General features: G+C 54.2%; 20 protein-coding genes. 6 read left to right on the plus strand and 14 right to left on the minus strand.

Annotated elements, in window-relative coordinates:
- Positions 1-4 precede the first annotated feature (4 nt).
- Entirely contained in the window at positions 5-403 is a 399-nt protein-coding gene (locus HKD42_RS05545; RefSeq protein ID WP_170011048.1) for a hypothetical protein, read from the plus strand.
- A 75-nt stretch (positions 404-478) separates the two neighbouring features.
- Here HKD42_RS05545 and HKD42_RS05550 read toward each other — a convergent pair whose 3' ends face one another.
- Positions 479-910: an SH3 domain-containing protein gene (locus tag HKD42_RS05550; RefSeq protein WP_343042198.1), complete on the minus strand. Its 432-nt coding sequence runs from the start codon at positions 908-910 to the stop codon at positions 479-481.
- 130 nt (positions 911-1040) lie between these two features.
- Here HKD42_RS05550 and HKD42_RS05555 point away from each other — a divergent pair, with 130 nt between their 5' ends.
- The gene (locus HKD42_RS05555; RefSeq protein ID WP_170011052.1) at positions 1041-2060 is read left to right on the plus strand and encodes a 2-hydroxyacid dehydrogenase; all 1020 of its coding nucleotides are present in this window, start codon (positions 1041-1043) and stop codon (positions 2058-2060) included.
- A 140-nt stretch (positions 2061-2200) separates the two neighbouring features.
- On the opposite strand, the gene HKD42_RS05560 is transcribed toward HKD42_RS05555, so the two are convergent.
- The 9 genes from HKD42_RS05560 to HKD42_RS05600 form a co-directional block, all read right to left on the minus strand.
- Positions 2201-2989 (minus strand): enoyl-ACP reductase FabI, encoded by a 789-nt coding sequence (locus HKD42_RS05560; RefSeq protein ID WP_170011054.1) that lies wholly within the window; start codon positions 2987-2989, stop codon positions 2201-2203.
- A gap of 30 nt (positions 2990-3019) precedes the next feature.
- Positions 3020-4249 (minus strand): beta-ketoacyl synthase N-terminal-like domain-containing protein, encoded by a 1230-nt coding sequence (locus HKD42_RS05565; RefSeq protein WP_170011056.1) that lies wholly within the window; start codon positions 4247-4249, stop codon positions 3020-3022.
- Positions 4250-4293: 44 nt separating this feature from the next.
- Positions 4294-4803: a bifunctional 3-hydroxydecanoyl-ACP dehydratase/trans-2-decenoyl-ACP isomerase gene (gene fabA, locus HKD42_RS05570; protein ID WP_170011059.1), complete on the minus strand. Its 510-nt coding sequence runs from the start codon at positions 4801-4803 to the stop codon at positions 4294-4296.
- A 141-nt stretch (positions 4804-4944) separates the two neighbouring features.
- On the minus strand, positions 4945-5715 hold the full coding sequence (locus HKD42_RS05575; protein WP_170011061.1) for a class I SAM-dependent methyltransferase: 771 nt from the start codon (positions 5713-5715) through the stop codon (positions 4945-4947).
- 87 nt (positions 5716-5802) lie between these two features.
- The gene (locus HKD42_RS05580) at positions 5803-6633 is read right to left on the minus strand and encodes a caspase family protein (RefSeq protein ID WP_170011063.1); all 831 of its coding nucleotides are present in this window, start codon (positions 6631-6633) and stop codon (positions 5803-5805) included.
- A complete protein-coding gene (locus HKD42_RS05585) occupies positions 6633-7661 on the minus strand; it encodes a hypothetical protein (RefSeq protein WP_170011065.1) in 1029 nt (342 codons plus the stop codon). The genes HKD42_RS05580 and HKD42_RS05585 overlap by 1 nt, the downstream gene beginning before the upstream one ends.
- Positions 7662-7833: 172 nt before the next feature.
- Positions 7834-8961 carry a peptide chain release factor 2 gene (prfB, locus tag HKD42_RS05590; protein WP_170011067.1) on the minus strand — a complete coding sequence of 376 codons (1128 nt, stop codon included), beginning with the start codon at positions 8959-8961 and terminating at the stop codon, positions 7834-7836.
- A 106-nt stretch (positions 8962-9067) separates the two neighbouring features.
- A complete protein-coding gene (locus HKD42_RS05595; protein ID WP_170011069.1) occupies positions 9068-11575 on the minus strand; it encodes a penicillin-binding protein 1A in 2508 nt (835 codons plus the stop codon).
- Between the two features lie 95 nt (positions 11576-11670).
- Positions 11671-12540 carry an N-acetylmuramoyl-L-alanine amidase family protein gene (locus HKD42_RS05600; RefSeq protein WP_170011071.1) on the minus strand — a complete coding sequence of 290 codons (870 nt, stop codon included), beginning with the start codon at positions 12538-12540 and terminating at the stop codon, positions 11671-11673.
- Between the two features lie 475 nt (positions 12541-13015).
- Between HKD42_RS05600 and HKD42_RS05605 the strand changes: the two genes are divergently transcribed.
- Positions 13016-15730 carry an Rne/Rng family ribonuclease gene (locus HKD42_RS05605; RefSeq protein WP_170011073.1) on the plus strand — a complete coding sequence of 905 codons (2715 nt, stop codon included), beginning with the start codon at positions 13016-13018 and terminating at the stop codon, positions 15728-15730.
- 55 nt (positions 15731-15785) lie between these two features.
- Here the strand turns inward: HKD42_RS05605 and HKD42_RS05610 are convergent, their stop codons facing one another.
- Entirely contained in the window at positions 15786-16418 is a 633-nt protein-coding gene (locus HKD42_RS05610; protein ID WP_170011075.1) for a class I SAM-dependent methyltransferase, read from the minus strand.
- 61 nt (positions 16419-16479) lie between these two features.
- On the opposite strand from HKD42_RS05610, the gene HKD42_RS05615 reads away from it, so the two are divergent.
- The gene (locus HKD42_RS05615; RefSeq protein WP_170011077.1) at positions 16480-17373 is read left to right on the plus strand and encodes a haloalkane dehalogenase; all 894 of its coding nucleotides are present in this window, start codon (positions 16480-16482) and stop codon (positions 17371-17373) included.
- Between the two features lies 1 nt (position 17374).
- Here HKD42_RS05615 and HKD42_RS05620 read toward each other — a convergent pair whose 3' ends face one another.
- Together HKD42_RS05620 and HKD42_RS05625 are read right to left on the minus strand one after the other, a co-directional pair.
- Positions 17375-18130 (minus strand): nucleotidyltransferase family protein, encoded by a 756-nt coding sequence (locus HKD42_RS05620; RefSeq protein ID WP_170011078.1) that lies wholly within the window; start codon positions 18128-18130, stop codon positions 17375-17377.
- Entirely contained in the window at positions 18127-19461 is a 1335-nt protein-coding gene (locus tag HKD42_RS05625) for a lipopolysaccharide biosynthesis protein (RefSeq protein WP_170011079.1), read from the minus strand. The genes HKD42_RS05620 and HKD42_RS05625 overlap by 4 nt, the downstream gene beginning before the upstream one ends.
- 54 nt (positions 19462-19515) lie before the next feature.
- On the opposite strand from HKD42_RS05625, the gene HKD42_RS05630 reads away from it, so the two are divergent.
- Positions 19516-20649, plus strand: a complete 1134-nt coding sequence (locus HKD42_RS05630; RefSeq protein WP_170011080.1) for a hypothetical protein — start codon at positions 19516-19518, stop codon at positions 20647-20649.
- On the plus strand, positions 20646-21824 hold the full coding sequence (locus HKD42_RS05635) for a hypothetical protein (RefSeq protein WP_170011081.1): 1179 nt from the start codon (positions 20646-20648) through the stop codon (positions 21822-21824). The genes HKD42_RS05630 and HKD42_RS05635 overlap by 4 nt, the downstream gene beginning before the upstream one ends.
- A gap of 2 nt (positions 21825-21826) precedes the next feature.
- On the opposite strand, the gene HKD42_RS05640 is transcribed toward HKD42_RS05635, so the two are convergent.
- The gene (locus tag HKD42_RS05640) at positions 21827-22567 is read right to left on the minus strand and encodes an SDR family NAD(P)-dependent oxidoreductase (protein ID WP_170011082.1); all 741 of its coding nucleotides are present in this window, start codon (positions 22565-22567) and stop codon (positions 21827-21829) included.
- Positions 22568-22603 lie beyond the last annotated feature (36 nt).

Here is a 22603-nt window from a genome sequence, read left to right on the forward strand (position 1 = left end):
AAATATGAAAAAACTAATTCTGATCGCAAGCTGCGTTTCGCTCGCCGCGTGTTCACAAGGCGATGCGCCCGCCGAGGCCGACAAAGAAATGATGGCCGCCGAAACAACCACAGAGGACACCCTAGAAGGTACATATGACGCTACCGGTGCCGATGGTGTTAGCAGTGTCACAACGGTTGATGCTGAAGGAAACTATACAGTATCCGTTGATGGCGCAGAGGTTGAAGCCGGAACCGTTGTGGAAACCGCAACCCAAACATGCTTTAACTCGGCAGAGGAAGGTTCGGCGCCAAAATGCTGGACTGATGGCGAGCCCGCAGAAGATGGTAGCTGGGTTGCGACGTCTGATGATGGTGAGACAATGACTATCAAAAAGCGCGCGGAAAAAGCCGTAGCTGAATAAGCTGCTTCGACACCGTAGGAATAGAAAAATAAGAAAGGGTCGTGATCGCATCTCGGCCCTTTTTTATTTCTGCTATTAAGGCTCTCCCGTACCCCACAAACGGTCTTCGCGCACCCAGCCCTCCCGTCCGCCTACATCGAATTCGCACCAGCCAGATGTGCAATCCCCCAAATAACCGACGACACCCGGTTCAGCATTCCATTTCAAAGTTCCGCCATCGTTCGGAGTTGCACGGATCGCCGCCAGCCCCTTACCAATGACCAGTGCGCTGCGGCGCGGGCTCAGGAAGCTGGACAAGACCCAACCCTGCGCACCATCAACATCCTGTATCAAACGCCATCCTCCGGCCAGGCGAACAACCTTTATCGGCAGTCCCGCCCGCCGGTAAACCCAGTCAATTTTATATTCGGTGCTGGGCCCTACCCGCATGTTCAATTCATCGGGTTTGATCGTTGCCCAATATGGCGCTTCGCGAGTTTGCGCGCTTACCGGTGTTGCAAAACACACTGCCAGGGCGACTATAGTTGATGGAATGAAGCAAAGAATCCGTTTCAGCATTCCGCCAATATACAATCATGACAAGCACAGCATCAACCCACACTTGACGCTTACGCCCTGTCCAGCCTAGCGACTGCCCATGCCTGACCATGTAGACACAACCACACGCCGCATAACGGGAACGCCAAAAATCGCGGTAACCCGGCATCTTATGCCATCCATCGAACACAGGATGAGCGAGCTATTTGAGGCAGAACTCAATACTGGCGATATCCCGTTTTCGCGGGATCAATTGGCGGCGGCCATGAGCGACATCGATGTTCTGGTGCCAACCGTGACCGATCGAATTGATAGAGAACTGATCGAAAAAGCCGGGGATCGGCTGCGGCTGATCGCAAACTTCGGCGCTGGCACCGATCATATTGATCTCGCCGCCGCGCGTGACCGCAAGATCATGGTTACCAACACTCCCGGCGTATTTACGGATGATACGGCCGATTTGGCGATGCAGATGATCATTGGCGTTCCACGCCGTGTTCGCGAAGGAATCAGCTTGGTCCGCAAGGGTAAGTGGACCGGCTGGGCACCGTCAGGCCTATTGGGCAGGCAAATCGGCGGCAAAACTCTGGGGATCATCGGTATGGGCCGGATTGGTCAAGCCGTGGCGCATCGGGCCCGCGCATTCGGCCTCAAGATTGCATACCACAACCGTCATCGGCTACCCCTCGCTGTGGAAACCATGTTGGGCGCGGAATTTTACGATAATCAAGATGATCTGATCGCATCAGCCGACATTGTGTCGCTCCATTGTCCCGCCACTGAGAAAACAATCGGCTTCTATGATGAACGGCGATTTGGCTTAATGAAAGAGGGGGCGTGCCTGATCAATACTGCGCGCGGCGATCTGGTCGACCAAGAGGCTATGATTGCAGCGCTGGAAAGCGGACATCTGGTTGGTGCTGGCCTCGATGTTTACCCTGATGAACCCACTGTAGACAAACGCCTTATCGCCCATCCCAACGTCATGACCCTGCCCCATATCGGCAGTGCCACGGTGGAAGGGCGTGAGGCATCAGGCGAGAAAGTGATCGCCAACATCCGGTTCTGGGCTGATGGGCACAGACCCCCGGATCAAGTGTTGGATGCTTTGGTACGGTAAAACCTATTCCCGGCAGCACGGGGTAAAGACAACGAAAGCCTTTATTCCACAGCCCCCTAGTATTTCACCGCCAGGTGAACGTGCTTGGGAATTGGATTAAGGACCTCATCGTACATAACTCAACGAACGAGCGCAGCGGATCAAAGGTTGTCGAATTGCGGCATCCCTAACACGTGGAAACCGCCATCCACATGAATGACCTCACCCGTCGTACAGGCACCGGCATTGCTGCACAGATATACCGCCGTACCGCCAACCGCCTCTAGCGTCGCATTGCTGCGTAGCGGGGCGTTAGCCTCCGTATGCCTGTAGGTGCTGCGTGCACCGCCAATGGCCGACATCGCAAGTGTCTTCATTGGCCCGGGACTGATTGCGTTGACGCGAATACCCTCAGGCCCCAGATCATTGGCAAGATACCGCACAGCCCCTTCCAGGGCGGCCTTCGCCACACCCATAACATTGTAATTCGGGGTCACCCGCTCTGCGCCAAGATAGCTTAGCGTCAAAACCGTACCGCCATTTTCAACCATCATCGGATGGGCACGGCGCGTGACTTCGATGAGGCTGTAAGCAGATATATCCATGCTCGTTTTGAAATTCTCGCGCGATGTATCGAGAATACGGCCGGACAGTTCCGATTTATCGGCATAGGCAACTGCATGGATCACAAAATCCAGCGTGTCCCAGCGCGCTCTCAGCGCTTCGAACGCTGCATCGAGCGAGGCATCATCGGTAACATCGACATCCAGCATGATATCGGAACCAACACTGGTCGCTAGCGGCTCCAACCGCTTGCCAAAACTCTCACCCTGATATGTAAATGCCAGCTCGGCCCCAGCTTCCGCACAGGCCTTGGCAATTCCCCAAGCTATTGATCGGTCATTGGCAACGCCCATCACCAGGCCCCGTTTTCCTGCGAGCAAACTCATGCCTAAGTCACCTTACTCCAGCGCTGGAACTCAACCACGAAACTTTGAAAGCAGCATCGAGCCATTGGTCCCGCCAAAACCGAATGAATTGGTCATCACGGTATCAAGCCCCGCATTCTCTACCAGCGACGTAGCAATCTCTTCCGGCTTCAGCGCCGGATCGAGGGTTTCCACATTGATCGAAGGAATAATGAAATCATGTTCTAGCGCCAGCAAGCAATAGATTGCTTCTTGCGCGCCAGTGGCCCCTTGGCTGTGCCCTGTCATCGACTTGGTTGAGCTGACCGGCGGCGTTGCGCCCTCCCCGAATACCCGGCGCACCGCCTCTATCTCGCCAACATCGCCAACCGGTGTCGACGTGCCATGAGCGTTAATATAACTCACTGTGCGGTCTTCACCAAGTGTCCTGATCGCACCGCGCATCGCCCGCTCGCCGCCTTCGCCCGACGGCGCAACCATATCAGCCCCATCAGAAGTTGCCGCAAAACCAGTGACTTCGGCGTAGATCTTTGCCCCGCGTGCTTGCGCGTGCTCTAGGCTCTCCAGCACAACAATCGCGCCGCCGCCGCCGATCACAAACCCGTCACGGTCAGCGTCAAAGGCGCGCGATGCTTTTTCTGGCGTGTCATTATACTTGCTCGACATCGCGCCCATCGCGTCAAACAGGCAGGATAGCGTCCAGTCCAACTCCTCGCCGCCACCACCAAACATGACATCTTGCTGGCCCAAAGCGATCTGCTGTGCCGCCATGCCAATGCAGTGCAGCGATGTGGAACACGCCGATGTGATCGAGAAATTCATCCCCTTGATCTGATAGGCTGTGGCGAGGTTCGCACTGACCGTGGAGGACATGGTTTTAGGTACTGCGAGCGGACCAATACGCTTGGTCGCGCCTGACTTCAGCACTACTTGGTGCGCCGCAAGCATTGCCGATGTCGACGGGCCACCGGAACCGGCAATCACACCAGTCATCGGATTGATGACATCTTTTTCCTCTAAACCTGCATCTTTGATAGCCTGCCCCATCGCGATATGCGCATAGGCAGCACCCGGCCCCATGAAGCGCAAAGTCCGCTTTTCGACATGGTCCTTAATATCAAGGTCCACGGCACCCGCGATTTGGGAGCGGAAGCCATGTTCCGCCATGTCTTCATTGAAAGTAATGCCGGATTTGCCCGCTTTTAACGAGGCCAGCACTTCTGCTTGGTTGGTGCCGATTGAAGATACGATCCCCAATCCTGTTATGACGACGCGGCGCATATTATTCCCCTAACGCTTCTGAACCATTCGGCCTTGTGCCTGACTTATGCTTCTGAAAGCGCGACTTTCATATCTTTAACTTGATAAATGACTTCACCGTCCGCTTCCACGCGGCCATCGGCAACCCCCATCGTCAGACGCCGGGTTTGGATGGCTTTGGTAAAATCGACAAAATATGTGAGCTTTTTACGGTCAGGGCGAACCATCCCGGTTAACTTAACTTCGCCAACGCCCAAGGCATAACCACGTCCCTGCCAACCGCGCCAACCAAGATTAAAACCTGTCAGCTGCCACAAACCGTCAAGGCCAAGGCAGCCGGGCATGATCGGATTGCCCGGAAAATGGCAATCGAAAAACCACGCGTCGGGCTTGATATCAAATTCTGCAACCACATGACCTTTTTCATGCGGGCCGCCATCTGCCGAAATGTCGGTAATCCGGTCCATCATCAGCATCGGCGGTTCGGGCAATTGCGCATTGCCGGGGCCAAACAATTCACCCCGTGCACACTTCAACAGATCATCACGGTCAAAGCTTGTTGGATAGTCGGTCATGCGTGGCGGTACCCCTAATTTTTATGCAATATCCTTTAGTCAGCGCCTAGCACCCTGAATTGGCGATAGAAAGGGTACAAGCGAGGACGGTTCACAACTAGACGCGATTTCCGGGAATTGCTGGAAACGTCAGACGACGGTTCAATCGGCGTCTTTATCTTCTTGGCTCGAAACCTCAGAAGAGGACGCCCTGGTGTCGCTGCTCCGACATGGCTGAATATCGCTTGGTTTCGGCCTCGTTGCAGCCGCTTTGAACTGTGCGTAATAGCCAGCCAGTTCGGGCGCGTCTTTGAACGTGACCAAATCGAAGCCGACTTGGCGGAACTCACAACTCAGCAAGAGCGGGTCTATTCCATTTTGATCGGTTGGCCGATCTACATCCACCACGATCACTTCGCCGCCTTCCCTAAGCGCTGGCCATAACCGCCATAGAAAGGCGTAAGGCTCGCTCACTTCGTGGTACATATGCACGAGAAAAATGCGGTCAAAACTATCTTCGGGCAACCGGGGATCATCACTGGCCCCCAATTTGATGGAGACATTGTCAAACCGCTCCTTCTCGACCCGGTTGCCAAGCCGCTCCAGTGCATCCCCATCAATATCCTGCGCCAAAACGCGGCCCTCCGCGCCGACGCGTTCCGCCAAACGAACGGTATAGTAGCCCTCGCCCGCACCAATATCGGCCACCGTCATCCCGGGGGAGATTTCGGCGAGATCCATCACTCGTTCGGCTTCGCCACGCTCATCGCGCGCAGTTTCAGTGGAAAATGCATTGCTGCCAAGGTCAGAAACGGGCCGGTCTGGAAGAGGAAATTCCAGCGCTGTTTCAGGTCGATCGCTGCCGGCAGGTTTACATCCAGGCAGGGCGAAAACGGCCAAGGCGACAACAGAAGCGAAACGCGATCCAATCATATTAAAAGGCCTTAGTCCTACACAGCCAAGCGTGCAAAGGGTGAAGCAAATTAAATTGGCGTTCGGCAGAGGAGCGACCGATCCAGCCTATGGGATCGGCAAGCTGCGCATCCCAGCAATGAAGACATTAAAAGGCAAATCACCCTGCCGCCATGGTGACTGCCTGCCATCGGTGTCTTGGTTTACCTGAACAGCCGTACGGCGAAACGCTTCATCCAGCGATTGCCGCCGCTTAATCTCGCGCGCAAAAACTTTAGCAAACGGGCTGCCTTTACCAGGTGTTGCACCGTCTTCTGCTACGTTGCCAGGTTCGGTTGAAAAGAAGACAACCGCCGACAGCCCCCGCAGATTTCCAATCTGAGACAAACCGCGACCGGCATTGGCCAAATCAAACAGAGAAATAGGTTGGATTGCGCGCGTCGCATCTGCAATTTCAACCACTGAGAATTCTTCATCCTCGCCGACGGCGGCAATCGGGTTGTTCCGGCAGGCATCGACAATAACCACAGCGCCTTTGGCGCGTTCTGTCATTTGTTGGATAAGCGGATCCAAAGCAATCAGCGCGCCCCCGTCAGCAGATAAGAAATAATTGATCCCATCCACCTGAAAACCGTGCGCAGCCACATATAAGACGGCAATATCGTCACCTGAAAGCGAGTCAGCAAAATCCGTCACAGCGGACCGCCAAGTATCGGCATCCGGCTCCTCTACGAGCGTGACTTCATCAATAGTCGTTCGGCGCATCGCTGCGCCAATCATGCGGATATCCGCGATCGGGTTGGCCAATCGAAGTTTCTCGTCAGTTGCTTTGGAATAGTTTGTTCCAACCAACAGGGCCTTGGTTTCCGCCAATACAGGCGGCGCAATCGCCAATAAAAGCAGCGAAGCCAACCCAAAGACCCAGTTTAGAAAGCGCATCACAACCTCAATGACAATCCAAGATTAACTCCGTGGTTCACGCGCGAGTCGCCAAAGTCAAATTCACCTGACAGAGGGAAGAATAAGATCGCGCGATAGCGGATGTCCAAAGCCAAATTTTCTGTCAGTACAAATTGCGAGCCAACCGCAAAATCCGGCCCTACACTGAACTCGCCCGTATCTGTCCGAATTTCGGAGCGTACTTCCTCCCCATTCCGCCCGATAAAGGAGCTTCGAAATTCGCTGTCCGGTTGATAGCTACCCTGAACCATACCGCTGAAGAATGCGACGGCATTCTCTCCGAATGGAACGAACGCCGTAACGCCCATCCGCCCGCTAAATGTGTCTAGCGAGGTATTCGTAAATACTGTCTGCGGCGCTCTTTCGCCATCCAGGTTTCTGGTCGGCGCATTCTGCCCCAACGCATCAGCAACAAACTGACGTACTTCGTCAGTTTCTTGAATGGTGACAACTCCTCGGCCGCTGGTATCGAGGCGTTCATATCGCACTCCGGCTAAAATCGCGAAGTTCTCGTTCAGCCGCCGTTGCCAAGTCAGCTCCATGTCGATCCGGTCGATATCTTGGTCTGTCACAGTTTCGATTATTGAAATTTCCCGAAATCCGATATCGGCGACTTCAATTTCTGTCGTTCTTGACGACACCAACTCTGTCACAGTTGACGAACTGCCATACATCCCGATCAACGTTACGCGGTCGCGATCGTCACCAAAATTGACCATACCGCCCACCATTGGGAAGCCAACCTGATCCGAATTGGAAGCTGATCCGTTGTTCTGCGTGGTGACAGTCAAATCATCAAAACCAGTAGCAGCTCGAAGATCCTCGGTCAGACTGCGATCGACAACAGTGCGGGCATCTTGCAGCCCCTCAAGGTCGGATGTACGTAAATTTGAATTATCGAAGTAATAGGAAAACCGCGGACCGACCACGACTTCTGCCTTGACAGAGGTAGACACACTCAGCGCCGCCGCGAACGGGGCTATCATCACTGCTGTTCGCATTTTCATGTCGCTATCCTTCAAGTCAAATCCGTTACGCCGGGCAAATCTCAAGCAAATAAATCGGAACTGTCGAAGTGATGAGGACTTTTGGGGTTATTGACCAAATCTGCGCATGCCTGGATGACGCTAGCGAATTTTACCGGGTTTGAACGGTATAAAGACGCGGGCGAGACCGTGGTCATTCGACATCCTCCACATCGACTGTCTCCCCGGTTACGCGCTGCGCCAATGCCGCGGAGATAAATTCGTCTAACGCCCCATCTAACACCCCGTCAGGCGCTGTCGAAGTCGTGCCAGTCCGCAGGTCTTTGACCATCTGATAGGGTTGCAGGACATACGACCGGATTTGGTGTCCCCAACCGATTTCCGTCTTGGCCTCATACTCGCTGCCGGCAGCCGCTTCCCGTTCCGCCATCTCTTTTTCGTACAAGCGCGCCTTGAGCATATTCATGGCCGTCGCCCGGTTTTTATGCTGGCTTCGATCATTCTGGCTGGCCACCACAATACCCGTAGGTTGGTGGGTAATACGGACCGCTGAATCGGTGGTGTTAACGTGCTGGCCACCAGCACCTGACGCACGATAAGTATCTATTTTGAGATCACCTTCGTTGATGTCGATCTCAAAGTCATCATCGATTACAGGATAGACCCAGACCGAACTAAAACTGGTGTGACGCCGTGCTGAACTATCATAGGGACTAATCCGGACAAGACGGTGCACGCCGCTTTCTGTCTTGGCATAGCCGAACGCGTTTTCGCCTTTCACCAGCAATGTCGCTGATTTGATCCCGGCCTGTTCACCGGCATGGTAATCCACCAGTTCCACTTTGTAACCGCGACGCTCTGCCCAGCGGGAATACATGCGTTGCAGCATTTCAGCCCAGTCTTGGCTCTCGGTTCCGCCAGCTCCAGCATGAATTTCAATATAGGTATCGTTGCCGTCGGCTTCGCCTGACAACAGGGCCTGGACTTTATCGGCGTCAGCACGCTCCGCCAATTTGGCGAGTGATGCATGGCCATCATCCACTATCTCATCATCGCCTTCGGCTTCGCCCATTTCGATAAATTCAATCGCATCGGCCATTTCAGCCGAGATTTCGTTGACGGTGCCGATTGAGCTATCGAGTAGACGGCGCTCGCGCATGATCTTTTCCGCCTCTTTGGGATTATCCCACAGAGTTGGGTCTTCTACCCGCGCGTTGAGTTCATCGAGACGGCGCAGAGCCCGCTCCCAATCCAATGATTGACGTACGAGCTGCAACGCAGCTTCGATCCGTTCGATGTGGGCCTGCCCCTCGGCACGCATAATGTAATCTCCAGCAGTTGGAGGACCGCTTAACGCGCGGTCGATGTTTGTAAAGCTTCGCGCTTGCTAAGTTATGGCCACAATCAATCTGGCCAACCTAGCATTGCTAATACAAGCCGCCCTGTTCCTCGACGAAATCGTCTGGCGGCTGTTCACTTTCAGTTTGAGGCGCAGATTGTGCCGCTGCGGATGACCCCCGCCGGATCAGCGCGAGAATTTCCTTGCGCTTGGCTTCCACTTCATCGCGGCGTGTTTTCCGCGGCGGTTCAGTGTCGGGTTTAAATGCTTCCCAAATCACAGAGGCTTTAGGATCGCCGGTAGGCCACGCATCAAATACACGCTTGCCCGATGCACGATCAACGCGGACCATGCGCACCCCGGCAGGAGCGATGAAAGGATCACCGCTTTGCCGGTCTTTCGTTTCACGGAAGAATTGCTTGATAATCGGCGCTGCAATGGTTCCGCCTTGGGCGTAGCCCCCCATATTGCGCGGAGTATCAAACCCGATATAGGCGCCCGCGATCACGTCGGACGTTCCCCCTACAAACCAGACATCTTTTGGCCCGGTAGTAGTTCCGGTCTTGCCGAACAAAGGCAGCCCCAAATCGCGCAGCACTGTGCCGGTACCGCGCTGAACAACGCCTTCCAACATATGCACGGTCTGGAACGCTGTACGGGCATCCATGGCTTGCGTCCCGCCCGGAGCGATGCGCGGCATTGGCTGCCCGTCCCACTCCGCCATATTGCACCCTTCACACGCGCGTTTATCCGCACGGTAGATCACCTTGCCCCGGCGATCCTGAACGTAATCAATCAGCGTCGGTTCATTCAGCCGCCCATGGTTAGCCAAAGCGGAGTAGGCATTGACCATTTTCATCACAGTGGTTTCACCAGCACCCAACGCGAAAGCCGGATAGGGCTCATAGCTGCCAATACCCATTTTTTCGATCGTTTTGATAACTTTGGGCATGCCAGATTCCATCGCGACCTGAACGGTCATGATGTTTTGCGACTGTTCCAACCCATAGCGCATAGGGAAGCTGCCACCGCGCCCGCCCCTGAAACACTTTTCGCCATAACGGGAACCTTGGTAATAACAGTAGGTCCCGTTTTCGATTTCTGTCGCAGGCGTCATGCCATTGTCGAGGCCTGTGGCATAGACAAACGGCTTTATCGTCGAACCCGGCTGGCGATTGGCCTGTGTTGCCCGGTTAAATGATCCCAATCGTGAATCAAAACCACCCTGCATGGCCAGCACTCGCCCGGTTTGCGGGTCCTGCGCCACAAACCCGCCCGACGCCTCAGGCAAAGTCCGAACGCTGTAACGATTGCCGGTTTTGAGCGCGGCGATAACATCCCCAGCTTTCAACTTGTTCGGCAGGTTTGTTAGCGGAAACTCTTCACCATCGGAGAAACCAACAGTGGCATTGCCGCCTTCACGAGCGGTAACAACACCAACCCGCCAGCCTTCATAATTGATACTAAGGTTGGAGCTCGCAAGCTGACGATCCCACGGACCGTCGTCAAAATTAATGGTCGCTATGGGGCCGCGCCAACCTTTACTGCCATGATATCTGATCATTCCCCGGCGTAGCGCGTTGCGCGCCGCCTCTTGCATTTCCGGATCAAGCGACGTGCGCACCCACAAGCCCCCACCGTAAACGCTGTTTTTGCCATCATCGGCAGTTTCGCCAAACTTATCGATCAGCTCCCGTCGGACTTCTTCCAGAAAATACCCTGCATCCACACGGCGAGTTGATGATCGCTGAGTTGCGAGACCAAGATCCTTCGACTTGGCAACGCCGGCCTCGGCCAGTGTAATAAAATCGTTCTCGACCATCTTATCCAAAACGAAATTGCGCCGTTCCATGGCGCGTTCGGCATTCTGTAAACGCCCATATACCTCGGGCGCTTTGGGGAGAATCGCCAGAAAAGCCATTTCCTGCAATTCCAGATCCGTGACATCCTTGTTAAAATACGCGCGAGCGGCAGCCTGGACACCAAAGCTCCGGCGGCCAAGTGGGATTTCGTTCAGATAAAGCTCAAGAATTTCCTGCTTGGTCAAAACGCCTTCGATCCGGCGCGCCAGCATCATTTCTTTTACCTTGCGCGTTATGGAATATTCGTTGGTCAGCAGAATATTCTTCGCCACCTGCTGGGTAATTGTCGAACCGCCGACGGCGCGTTGGTCCGACCCCAGTTTGCTGACATAATCGATGACTGCGCCGGCAAGGCCACCTGCATCAATACCGCCATGACTGAAGAAGGTCTTATCTTCGGCAGCCAGATAGGCCTCAATCAAAGTTTGCGGGAAGTCTTTATATTGGAGCTGGACTCTCCGATCGCGCGCATAAGAATGAACGATATCCCCCTCGATACCCCGCACAACCGTTGGCAAAGGCGGCTCATATTCCAACAGCATTTCTGCATCGGGCAGAGATCTTGCCAGCAAGGCCCATGCAATCAGCCAAACTGCCAAGAACACTCCAAGAGCGATCGCTCCCCAGCGAAACCAGCGCCGGTCCCGCCAATTGTTCTTGAACCAAGCCGCGGCGCCGCTTGCATCCCGGCGGATTCGGTAGCTCAGCGATTCAAATTTCGATGTTTCTGCCATAAGTCGTGAAGCCTTAGCACGGAGCAAAGCCAGGTTGCCAGATAGTTTAGTATTCGCCCCACATCTAGCTTAAGTTCACGGCGCGGACAGCCATGCTAGTTCCTCGTCTGCCGCGCGAAATAGATCCGGATGGCACGGGCCATCACATCTGCAAATTCTTGTCGCCCTTCGGTCGATGTCAGCCGTGCGACATCTTGCGGGTTGGTGATGAAGCCAGCTTCATACAAAACCGCCGGGACATCGGGCGCGCGCAACACCGCCAGCTCTGCAGATCGCCTCTCTTGCGGGTGGAACCGGATTGTGCCCCTTCCCTCGCGGGTAATCAGTCCGGCAAATTCTGCGGAGTTTTCCTGAACTTTGCGCTGCGACAATTCCACCAAGATGTCATTCACCTGGGCGCTTTGCCCGGTTAATACCGCCCCGTTCACACCATCAGCCGCATTTTCCCTTGCAGCAAACCGGGCGGCCGCTTCGCTGGAGGCTTTGTCTGACAAGGTGTAAATACTTGCCCCCTGTACCCCAACGACATCCCCTGCCGAATCTGCGTGAATTGAGATAAACAAGTCAGCATCCAATCGGCGGGCAATTTCCGGACGTTCTTCAAGAACCAGAAAAGTGTCATCATCGCGGGTAAGTGCAACCCGAACGCCGCCCTGATCGATCAATTCGTCTCGCAACGCCTTTGCCAGACCCAGAACGATGTCTTTCTCGCGCCGGCCAGCCCCGCTGGCGCCGGGATCTTTCCCGCCATGCCCGGCATCGATAACCACCAAAGGTCTGGTTTTGTCCTCAGGACCTAAAACTTCGGGCAGGTCAACTTGCTCCCCAGCAACAGGAAGGATCAACCGAACGACATAATCCCGCCCCAGATGTGGTACCGGAATAGTTAGCCCGAACGCATAGAGCCCCCCGACCAACAAGACAGGCGCAAGAAAGATCAACCAAATTTGAACGCGTAATGACATTGCGCGCCGTTGTTAGGGTGTTCTACACGACTTGCGCAATATGGTTGCAGTAGGAAACCCACGGTGCTAGTTACATTTCACCGGAAGATGGCCGGATAAGTTGGTATAGCGATTGCAAAATCCTCGCCTCCCAGCCATTAAGGTCCGATCAGGCTGATACAAACCGTATCAGCATTTCGACAGGTTGTTGCAGTAATGAGAAGTCTCTCCCCGCCCCATATGATGCCGCCGCAAGGCTGCGTCATGAGTTGGGCGGGCCGGGCAGCGCAAACAATGCGCAATCTCGATACAGCAGACACATCACTCCGGCACGGCGCTCCATTACATATGACAACGCGCCGCTGCCGGTCCGACATTGCCGCCACTGTTAATTTGGCACGCGGCTATCACACAAAAATGCGCAACTCTTTGGCTGGTGAGGTTCCCGGTTTCGGCCGTTCGCTTCCTCCGCCCGGTTGCGCTTGGAGAAAATTCAATGGCAACGCGCATGCTAATCGATGCGCGCCACTCGGAAGAAACCCGGGTGGCGGTACTCAAAGGAAATCGGATTGAGGAATTCGACTTTGAATCTGCTGAACATAAGCAAATCAAAGGCAATATTTACCTAGCCAAAGTTACGCGGGTAGAACCATCCCTACAGGCGGCATTCGTCGATTTTGGCGGCAATCGTCATGGGTTCCTTGCGTTCAACGAGATCCACCCGGATTACTACCAGATACCAAAAGAAGATCGTGAGGCTCTGCTCGCTGAAGAAGCAGAAGCGGCTGACGAAGAAGCGCGTCTGCGGGCCGAGGAAGAGGAAGAAGGCAACCTCCCCGGTGATGAATATGACGCTGATGACGAATCAGCGGAAGCTCTCGCAGAAGATCTTGCCGAAGATGGCATGGAAGAAATCGACACTTCCGAAAAAGACAAAGTAGCAACTATCGAAGAAGGCCATGTAGATGGCGACGACGATAGCGATGACGAGAATGACGACGACGATTCCTCCGAAAATGAAGAGGAAGACGAGAAGCCCAAAGGCCGCCGTGGACGCGGACGTAGGGGCCGCAATGGCCGTACTGGCAAAAGCGGCGGACGCCGGCAGGGCGGCGGCAATGGTCGCAGCAGAGCCAAAGAAGTAGACGAAGTACGCGCCAAACGGATGGCACTTCGCCGTCGTTACAAAATTCAAGACGTAATTCAGCGCCGCCAAGTGCTGCTGGTTCAGGTGGTAAAAGAGGAGCGCGGCAATAAAGGCGCGGCGCTCACATCCTATCTTAGCCTCGCCGGCCGCTACACGGTATTGATGCCCAACAGCAGCCACGGCGGCGGCATTTCGCGTAAAATATCGAGCGCGCAGGATCGCAAACGTCTGAAACAAATTGTCGGCGACCTCAGCCTGCCAAAAACGATGGGACTGATCGTCCGGACTGCGGGATTGAGCCGCACAAAGACTGAAATTAAACGCGACTTTGATTATCTGGCCCGGCTGTGGAGCGAAATTCGCAACAATACGCTTGGGTCCAGCGCACCGTCACTGATCCACTCAGACAGCGATCTTATCAAGCGCGCGATCCGCGACATCTACAATCGTGAGATTGAGGAAGTCATCGTTGAAGGTGAAGACGGATATAAATCCGCCAAAGCCTTCATGAAGATGCTGATGCCCAGCCATGCACGCCGGGTAAAAGCCTATTCTGACCCGGTACCTCTGTTCCAACGCTACGGAGCGGAAGACCAATTGCGGGCAATGTATGACCCGGTGGTCCAGCTGAAATCCGGCGGATATCTGGTCATCAACCCCACAGAAGCTTTGGTGTCGATCGACATCAACTCCGGCCGGTCAACCAAAGAGCACGGCATCGAACAAACCGCGACGGCGACCAATGTAGAAGCTGCACGTGAAATCGCCCGTCAGTTGCGTTTGCGCGATATGGCTGGACTGGTTGTCATCGACTTTATCGACATGGAATATAATTCCAACGTCCGGAAAGTTGAGCGTGCGATGAAAGATGCGCTCAAGAATGACCGGGCGCGTATTCAGGTCGGCCGCATTTCAGGCTTCGGCTTGATGGAAATGAGCCGTCAACGGCTTCGTACTGGCGTTTTGGAAGCATCAACCCGCCCTTGTCCGCATTGCGATGGCACTGGCCTCGTTCGTACAGCATCAAGCGCCGGCCTTTCTGCGCTTCGCCTGATCGAAGACGAAGCAGCAAAAGGCAAAGGCACCGTCATTTCGCTGTCAGCCAGCACAGAGGCAGCGGTGTACTTGCTCAACTCCAAACGATCAGACCTTACCGAAATTGAAGAACGGTATAATGTCGCGGTCGAAGTCATTCCCGAAGGCGAAGATGAAGGCGCCAAAATGGAAGTTGGTAGCTCAGGCCCTCGCCCGAGCGAGCCGCCGAAATTTGCTCCCATCATCGACGAGGATGACGATGATGATCTGCCCGAGGAAGAGGAAGCGTTCGAAGAAGAAGATCGCCCTCGCAAGAAGCGCCGCCGGCGTGGTGGCCGTGGCCGCAACCGGAACTCCGATGGCGCTACGGAAGACAACAATGACGACGATTCCGAAAACTCTAGCGACGATAATACGGGCGACGAACGTCCTGACCCTGAGCTAGATGAAGACGGCAATCCCAAGAAGAAACGCCGCCGCAGAGGCGGTCGTGGTCGCCGTGGTGGACGTGGACGGAACGATGCTGAGCAAAGTGACAATTCCGCTGACACCACGGATGAAACACAAACAGGTGATGATACACCAGTAGAGGCTGCAGCTCCTTCGGAAACAGAAGGATCGGCGGATACAGCGGCAGAGGAAAAACCAAAGCCGAAACGCACACGGCGGAAGAAAGCTGAACCGAAGGCTGACGCTGCGGCGGGTGGAGACGCTTCGGAAGCACCAGCAGAGGCTGAGGAGAAACCTAAGCCTAAGCGGACTCGCCGTAAGAAAGCGGACCCTAAGGCTGATGCTGCAACAGAGGCAGAAGCCGCACCGGAAGAGGCCGAAAAACCGAAGCCAAAGCGGACCCGCCGGAAAAAAGCGGAACCGAAAACTGACGACACGGCAAAGGCCGAAGCAACCGTTTCTGAGAAACCGGAATCCGCTGAAAAGGCTGCTCCCGCAGCCGAGGAAGCCCCGGCGCCCAAGGACGACAAGCCTGCCAAAAAGCGTGGTGGCTGGTGGCAGCGGACATTCGGCGAATAGATAGAAAACTTGCCCCCTCCTTGCGCAATGGCGAGGAGGGGTTTCTATCCAGCGACTAGCCGGCTTTCACACCAACGCCCCATTCCATCCAGCCAACCGGCTTGGGTGTCCCGGGCGTATAGCGTTCTCCCATAAGCTCAGCTTCAAACCCGCCATCCCTAACGGCGGATGTTATAGGACGGGTAAGATGGCAGCCCCCGGCAAGGGGTTTCCATATCGGCTCGATCCGGTCCTGCCATTTGGCGATATTGGCATCGGGCGCGCGGCCATGCTCCAGAAACAGCATTCTGCCACCGGGTTTCAGGATACGGCGCATTTCCCGCACAACTTGCGTCTGATCTTGAACCGAACACATAGTGTAAGTGCATACGACGGTATCGAAACTATCATCCTCAAACGGGATATCCTCCCCGATCCCGTCTTTCACGTCTGCTTGCCATCCATTCTCTGCCGCCGCCGCGCGGGCATAGTCGAGCAGCTTCCCTCCGGGATCAATTCCAGCATAACGATTGACAGCGGCCGTATTATAGAATTGCTGATTAATCCCGCCACCGCAGCCAATCTCAAACACATCTCCGGTGGCCAATGGCACCAGCTGAGACCGCAATTTCATGATTTGGGGAGCCCCGCAGGCAACTTTGATAAGGCGCGGCACACCATGCTCATCCCACCAGCTTTGCAGCCCCATACGTCGCCCCTTCCCAATTGCATTTTCCGAAGGCATGATACGTCTTAGGGAGACAAAATCTATGGTGAAGTTTCATCGCACACCGGACGCTTGCTTTGCCAATGTGCCCGACTATCCGTTCGATCCGCGCTACCACATTTTGAAAAGCGGGCTTCGCCTCCACTACGTCGATGAAGGACCGCGGGACGCAATACCGGTTCTAATGATGCATGGGGAACCCAGCTGGAGCTTCCTATACCGCAAGATGATCAGCCCGGTAGTGAATGCCGGTTACCGGGTTATTGCACCCGATCTGATCGGTTTTGGTAAGTCTGACAAACCAACCTCCAAAAGCGATTTCTCTTATGCCCAACACGTCGATTGGATGTTGGAATGGTTTGAGGCAATGGGGCTGAACCAAGTACTGCTCGCGTGTCAGGATTGGGGTTCTCTCATCGGATTACGGCTTGTTGCTGCGATGCCAGATAAGTTTGCCGGGGTTGTCTTGTCCAACGGAGGATTGCCAGCTGGCCAAGAGCCACCGCCGGCTTTTGTAAAGTGGAAGACATTTGCCAAATTCAGTCCGGTTTTCCCAATCGGAAAGATCATCCAGAAGGCCACCACCACTGACTTGGCTGATGATGTAGTGGCTGCCTATAACGCACCCTATGATACCCGCGCCAGCAAGGCTGGATCGCGAATATTTCCCGCTCTTGTCCCGTTGGGCGATAATGTAGAAGTGCCCGCTCAACGAGAGGCGTGGAAGGTGCTTGAACAATTCGATAAGCCATTCACGTGCTGCTTCAGTGATCGCGACCCTATCACAAAAGGAGGATTCCAAATCTTCCAGGATCAAGTTCCGGGTGCCAAACACGATCTCCATCGCACTCTCAGCGGCGGGCATTTCATTCAAGAGGACGACCCGGAAGGCTTCGTTAACGCGATCTTGGACACAGCAAAACTGGCTGGGGTTTAGATTATTGCTGCTGACGGTCGAGCAACGCTTTAACGTCCGCCAGATCCTCCGGTTTATCAATATCGACAGCAGCAAGCCCGTTACTTGCGGAAACTAGCATGGGCTTAACCCCAATGCTCTTTCCCAACCGGGACAATGCCTGCTGTAAGGTAAGTTTCCCCAAGAGGTAACGAAACAACGTCCCTACCCCCAAACGCCGGACAATCCGCAAGGGGCGTTTTCGGTCTGCTTCTATCTTTTGCCACAGAAGAATTGCTTCACGCGCACGGCCATTGCGCAAGAAAAACAGATTGCATCCTGACCAACTGCCATCTGCAAACCGCAAATAGGTTCTCTTGCTGCCTAGCATTGCCTGTTCGACCGCTTCTCTGTTGGCGAGCATTACCCCCAAATCAGCCTGCTCAGCCGTGCCGTCAATAATCTCTCTCACCCACGCAGCGCGCAGCAAGGCATGGTCGGCTGTCGTTACCAGCAGCGGTGTTCCCAAATGATCCAATGCATCAAGTACACTACCGCTCGGTCCGGTCGCAGGCGGTAACACCTCAAGCCCCAAGCCGCGCGCGCAATCGGCCACTGCGCCTTCGCTGCACGACACCGCGACAGTATCAGCGCCAGCTTCATGCAATGCGGCCGCCACGCGCGCCATCAATGGTTGGCCCTCAAGCTGGATCAGCGCCTTGTGGGAAGCGCCGCCAAAAGCATCTGTTCCCTCTTCGCCAGCGCGTGACCCCGCCAGAATGAGAGCCGAAAATTTCATCCTTCGGCCGGCTGCACGTTCATGCCGCGTAGCACGAACCACACGGTGACACTCATCAGCACATACCCTGTGGCAAACCCCAATGCGACCGCCCAAGCCACACCGATCGTACCGTAACTAACGAAAGACAGAATGCCGATCGTCAAGACAACAAGCGACAGCAACCTCACCATAAAGGAATATCGCGCATGACCGGTTGAATACAACACCGGTTCATAGGCGACACTTGCCAGCTCAAATGCCGCACCGATCGCAAGCGGGATCAGGACGATGTTGGCTGAAGAGAGCCCGTCTCCCCCGATAATCTGAATTGTCCATTCGCCCAGTAGCATGGCCAAAATCACAACCGAGATGCCGGATAAGATGACCATGATATTGATCTGGCGGATCAACTTGCGGAATTCGTCCCCTGGCGAGAGGTGCTTCAACCGATTGATCTCTGGGAAAAGGGCCTGCGTTGAAAGGTTTGATAGCTTCGACATTCCTTTAGCCAGCTGATCAACCACGCGGTAAATCCCCGCTGCACTGGTTCCAAGGAAATAGCCCACTGCCAACAGCGGACCTTGCTGCAAAATCGCCATCAGGCTGTCATTGGCATACGTGATGCCCATAAACCGTTTGATGCCGACATTCTCATCAAGGGTAGTTTTCCACTGGTGAACCAGACCAAATTTCAACGTTTCCGGCTTCTGGCGCCAAGCGGCGATCCACAAGAGCACTGCCGTGATAAGTTCGATCATGCCCCATGCAAACAAGAAGCGCTCCACCGTCGGCCCTACCCACCAAATGAGGCAAGCTGCCAACAATCTGGAAGCGGGGGTCACAGCATTGACGTAAACCGCCAAGTCATATCGATCCAGCACACGCAAGATGCCCATGGCGGCGGACCCTCGCGCGAACAGCAGGGTACATACGAAAAGAAATGCTACGTCCACGTAGTTCGGATTTAATTCCAGCTCCGTCCCAAACCCGTAAATGATGGCAAATGCCATCAGGCAACCGATAACTGCCCCGAGGACATCAACGACCCCACCAAAGACCGCTAAGCGACCGAATCTTTGCCAATCTCCGTTCAAAATATAGGGCGTGCCAAACTTCACGATTGCTTGCCAAACTTGAAAACCAGACAAGGCCACAAACGCTTGGGCAGTCGCAAATATCAAGGCAAAGTGACCAAAGTCCTTCACGCCAAGCGATCGCACAAGTATGGCAAGGTAAACCAAGCTGCATACCGCACCGAACACTTTTCCGCCCAGCAACCAACCTATGTTCTTAAGAACACGACGGAATCCCGTTGCAGCATTTTGTTCGGATTCTACCGTCTTGGACATTACCAAGCCTGTGGCTTAGAACAGCGTAAAGTTCAAGGATACCGATTCAGCCCTATGAAACTCGCATTCATTTTTATTGCTGAAGCGTATCAGCTCTATCACGCTGCAGCCGTTTTATTTGAATTGGTGGATCGTGAAGACGTGACGGTTGATGTCTTTCATATTGACCCGGCAGTACCCCATCATTTGGAAAAGCTGCGTAAAGTCCACAACGCCAGTCCTGTACGCAGCGAACATCTAGAAGCAGGCCTTCTGGGCAAAGCAATCCAAGCGACGCGGTTGCTCGGCCTCGCAAAACCGCAGGTACTGGCAAAGAATGAAGCCCGCTTTGCCAGCTATGACGCAGTTATCTCAACTGAAGATGGAATTGTGTTCCTATTCAAAGGAATACCAGAACATCAGCGCCCTCAGCGTATTCTTATTACGCATGGGGTCGCTCAGCGGAGCTTCCCATCTATAAAATCATGGGTTGACTGTGACTTAATACTGGCAAATTCGGCCGCTGACATTGCAGCATATGGCAATGCCGGCTGTCAGCATCTTGATCGACTGGTATCGGCAGGGTACCCCAAATTTGTATCGACCCGGCTGTTGTCCAGCGCAACGAAGTCATTTTTCGATAATCCTAATCCAGTCGTTATGTACAATCCGCATAAAGAACCGAAAGAGCGCAGTTGGGATCGGTTTTTTGAGCCATTGATGGACGGATTTGCCAATGACCCATCAATGAATTTGATTGTTGCGCCTCACGTAAAACTGTTTCGCCGAAGGTCTGAAAGGCTACGTTCCAAGCTCCGAGCCCGCTCAACCGCCAATGTCATCGTTGATCCCGGTTCTGAACAGTCACTCGACAACACATATAGCGAGGCTGCCGATATATATGTTGGCGATGTAAGCAGTCAGGTCTTTGAATTTATCTATCGCCCTCGCCCCTGTGTTTTCCTGAACGCCCACAATGTCGATTGGCAAGATAACCCGCAATACGCCTTCTGGCATTTAGGAGAGGTCGTTTCCGATCCGGCGGAAGTGATGGCGGCCATCAAACGCGCACCGGAACGCCATCATGAATTCAAAGATCGACAAGCCGCCACTGCGGCCTCTTCATTAGGAGACCCGAGTGAGGCTTCGGTCATACGCAGCGCGGACCTCATCCAGAATTTCGTAAGAACACGTCAGAGGCCCCAATGATCTCTCCTGCAAAACAGGTAATGTTTCTGTTCAATCATGATGCGGCCCACCAGGCTGCGCATACCGCTGGGATTATGGGCGAACTGGCGGCGAGCAAGCCGCAATTGGATGTTGTCGCAGCCACCGGCAATCCAGCCATAGAGCGGCAAATTCGTGATTTGATCCCGGCCAGTCAGGCACAGGCCGTCCGCTGGCTAGATCTTTCCTTGCCCCGCCTTTGGGATCAATTGCTTGCCTTACCCAACAAAATTGCGCCGGTTATCCGGCTGGCCCGGTTACACAGGAACATCGATGCTTTCAGCAAGGCAGACATCATCGTGTCACCGGAACGAACGTGTCTGCGCGTAAAGCGCAGGCTGGTGCGCAATTATGGTTCAAAAGCGACGCGGTTTGCCTATGTGCCGCATGGATCGGGTGATCGGAATGTCGCTTACAATCCTGAGTTGGTGCAATTCGACTATTACCTACTCAGTGGCCAGAAACTGATCGATGAAATGGTGGCTCACGGATTGGCCACAGCGGAAGATTGCCACCTGATTGGGTATGCTAAATTCGATGTTGCCGGTGATACGCCAAAGGCAAAATTGTTTGATAATGATCGGCCAACGATTGTTTATAATCCTCACTTCGATCCCAAGCTGTCATCATGGTTTGATCATGGCCCTGAGTTCTTACGATGGGTTGCGGGCCAATCAGATCGCTTCAATTGCGTCTTTGCTCCCCACGTTATGCTGTTTCGCAAAAAGCTCCATATTTCACCCGAGTATAAGATTTCACGCAACCGGCCGGAAATTCCCGCAGCAGCATATGCAGCGGAGAATATTCTGATCGATACTGACAGCCCCAGACTGTTTGACATGACCTATACAAATTCGGCGGATATCTATGTCGGAGACGTAAGCAGTCAGATTTACGAGTTCCTGAAACAAGCGCGCCCAGCCTATTTTATCGATGCAGCAGAGCAAGGCCAAGATGCTTATCAATTCTGGCAAAATGGGCCGGTCGTGAAGGATATACCGCAATTAGAACACGTGCTTATCAATCACGCTGAAGTAGGTAAAACATATCGCACAACACAAGAGCGATTGTTCGATTACACTATTAATATCGATCCAGAACGCAGTGCGGCGCAGCGCGGCGCTGATGTGCTGGCTGGGTTAGTAAACGGGGAATGACCTTACGGCGCGATCAGCTGACCGTCATAGGCAAAGACACTGCCGCGATCGTCAGCACTCAGACCGTTCAATACGGTCAGCAGGTTTGTTGCGGATTCCTTTGGTTCAGTCAGCTGTCCATCAGCCAAGTTTGATTGGAACGGCTTAGACAAATCGCTATCGACTGTGCCAGGATGCAGACCTGCAATTATTGCCTGTTTATGTGTCCGTGCCAGCTCGATTGCGAGGTTCTTTAACAGCATATTGAGCGCCGCTTTGGATGCGCGATACGAATGCCATCCTCCCAAACCGTTATCGGTAATGGAGCCTACCCGGGCCGACAGCGCGGCCAGCACACTGCGCTCTTTTCGTGGCAATAGCGGCACCATATGCTTGGCTATGATTGCGGGACCGATTGTGTTCAGATGGAAAACTTCGGCCATTACCGCGGGGTCTAATTTGCGGTAGCTGCGTTCCGGACCGATACCTCCTGCCAGGGTGAGCACTCCAGTGGCGATGATAACAAGTTGCGGTGGGTTTTCGCCCATTGCTTCGGCGGCGTCTTGGACGCTCTGCTCATCAGTCAGGTCAAATGCGAAAGGAGTGAGATGCGCTGACTGCTGGCCATTACCCGATCTTGATCCAGCCCAGACGTGAATGCCCCGCTCTACCAACAGATCTGTCAAAGCCTGACCAATCCCCCCGCTAGCACCAAAAATAGCCGCCGAGCGAACTGAGGAAAGAAAATCATCACTGTCTGTCATGCGTGTTAGACGGTTTTCGCTGCTGTTCTGTTCCCA

The organism is Pontixanthobacter rizhaonensis, assembly GCF_012972675.1.
Classification (GTDB): domain Bacteria; phylum Pseudomonadota; class Alphaproteobacteria; order Sphingomonadales; family Sphingomonadaceae; genus Pontixanthobacter; species Pontixanthobacter rizhaonensis.

Coding starts and splice junctions, on each gene's coding strand:
- HKD42_RS05575 (WP_170011061.1), bottom strand. CDS start 5,715: ATGATTGGATCGCGTTTCGCTTCTGTTGTCGCCTTGGCCGTTTTCGCC.
- HKD42_RS05580 (WP_170011063.1), bottom strand. CDS start 6,633: ATGCGCTTTCTAAACTGGGTCTTTGGGTTGGCTTCGCTGCTTTTATTG.
- HKD42_RS05630 (WP_170011080.1), top strand. CDS start 19,516: ATGAAACTCGCATTCATTTTTATTGCTGAAGCGTATCAGCTCTATCAC.
- HKD42_RS05555 (WP_170011052.1), top strand. CDS start 1,041: ATGCCTGACCATGTAGACACAACCACACGCCGCATAACGGGAACGCCA.
- HKD42_RS05610 (WP_170011075.1), bottom strand. CDS start 16,418: ATGGGGCTGCAAAGCTGGTGGGATGAGCATGGTGTGCCGCGCCTTATC.
- HKD42_RS05600 (WP_170011071.1), bottom strand. CDS start 12,540: ATGTCATTACGCGTTCAAATTTGGTTGATCTTTCTTGCGCCTGTCTTG.
- HKD42_RS05565 (WP_170011056.1), bottom strand. CDS start 4,249: ATGCGCCGCGTCGTCATAACAGGATTGGGGATCGTATCTTCAATCGGC.
- HKD42_RS05640 (WP_170011082.1), bottom strand. CDS start 22,567: ATGACAGACAGTGATGATTTTCTTTCCTCAGTTCGCTCGGCGGCTATT.
- HKD42_RS05585 (WP_170011065.1), bottom strand. CDS start 7,661: ATGAAAATGCGAACAGCAGTGATGATAGCCCCGTTCGCGGCGGCGCTG.
- HKD42_RS05620 (WP_170011078.1), bottom strand. CDS start 18,130: ATGAAATTTTCGGCTCTCATTCTGGCGGGGTCACGCGCTGGCGAAGAG.
- HKD42_RS05615 (WP_170011077.1), top strand. CDS start 16,480: ATGGTGAAGTTTCATCGCACACCGGACGCTTGCTTTGCCAATGTGCCC.
- HKD42_RS05605 (WP_170011073.1), top strand. CDS start 13,016: ATGGCAACGCGCATGCTAATCGATGCGCGCCACTCGGAAGAAACCCGG.
- fabA (WP_170011059.1), bottom strand. CDS start 4,803: ATGACCGACTATCCAACAAGCTTTGACCGTGATGATCTGTTGAAGTGT.
- HKD42_RS05560 (WP_170011054.1), bottom strand. CDS start 2,989: ATGAGTTTGCTCGCAGGAAAACGGGGCCTGGTGATGGGCGTTGCCAAT.
- HKD42_RS05635 (WP_170011081.1), top strand. CDS start 20,646: ATGATCTCTCCTGCAAAACAGGTAATGTTTCTGTTCAATCATGATGCG.
- prfB (WP_170011067.1), bottom strand. CDS start 8,961: ATGCGTGCCGAGGGGCAGGCCCACATCGAACGGATCGAAGCTGCGTTG.
- HKD42_RS05625 (WP_170011079.1), bottom strand. CDS start 19,461: ATGTCCAAGACGGTAGAATCCGAACAAAATGCTGCAACGGGATTCCGT.
- HKD42_RS05545 (WP_170011048.1), top strand. CDS start 5: ATGAAAAAACTAATTCTGATCGCAAGCTGCGTTTCGCTCGCCGCGTGT.
- HKD42_RS05595 (WP_170011069.1), bottom strand. CDS start 11,575: ATGGCAGAAACATCGAAATTTGAATCGCTGAGCTACCGAATCCGCCGG.